General features: G+C 57.7%; 1 protein-coding gene. It reads right to left on the bottom strand.

Annotated elements, in window-relative coordinates:
* Window positions 1-100: 100 nt before the first annotated feature.
* Entirely contained in the window at window positions 101-448 is a 348-nt protein-coding gene (locus ACLD9W_RS12430) for a hypothetical protein (RefSeq protein WP_410842294.1), read from the bottom strand.
* Window positions 449-615 lie beyond the last annotated feature (167 nt).

Raw genomic sequence — 615 nt, 5'->3', positions numbered from 1 at the left:
GCCGGACGCGCTTGTCTCTATTGCCATAGGATTCCCTTCATGTGTTCGGATAAAAAAGGCCGTCTGAAACGTTCGCAAACGCATTCGGACGGCCTGCGGCTTACTCGCCCTTTTCGGCGGACGGGGCGGCATACACAAGCTGCGCCCCGGCAAACGGGCTGCCCTCCGCGTCGGATGCCGTCACCGACTGCAACACCCAGTCGACAACGTCCGCACCGCGCGGCGGTTGGCCGGTCAGCGAAATCTGCGTGCCGCCGCCGACAGGCTGTTTGCCCAACTCATACACGCGCTTGCTGAAATAGCTTTGAATCGTCGCCGTGTGGTAGCCCGAAGCGAAGTCCAGATACAGCGTGCCGACGGTGTGGAAAGCGGCAGGCACGCCGGTGGTTTCGTCTTTGATGTCCAAGGCGATGCCGAGGGCGGTTTTGTTTTCGGTTGGTTTTGCCATGATTAATCCTTTCGTATGGCGTTAAAAAAGCCCCTTGCGGGACGGTTGGTAAAAAGGCCGCCCCCACCTGCGCGGGGATGACGTTTCTGAAACGTTCAGACGGCCTGTGCATTGTGCAAGCAAAATTGCACAAAAAAGGGGGGGAGTAAGGTATAATTTCCATACCT

The sequence above is a fragment of the Neisseria sp. WLZKY-1 genome, assembly GCF_046546535.1.
Classification (GTDB): Bacteria; Pseudomonadota; Gammaproteobacteria; order Burkholderiales; family Neisseriaceae; genus Neisseria.
The sequence above is the reverse complement of the archived record's forward strand: the minus strand, read 5'-3'. Positions and strand labels throughout refer to the sequence as shown.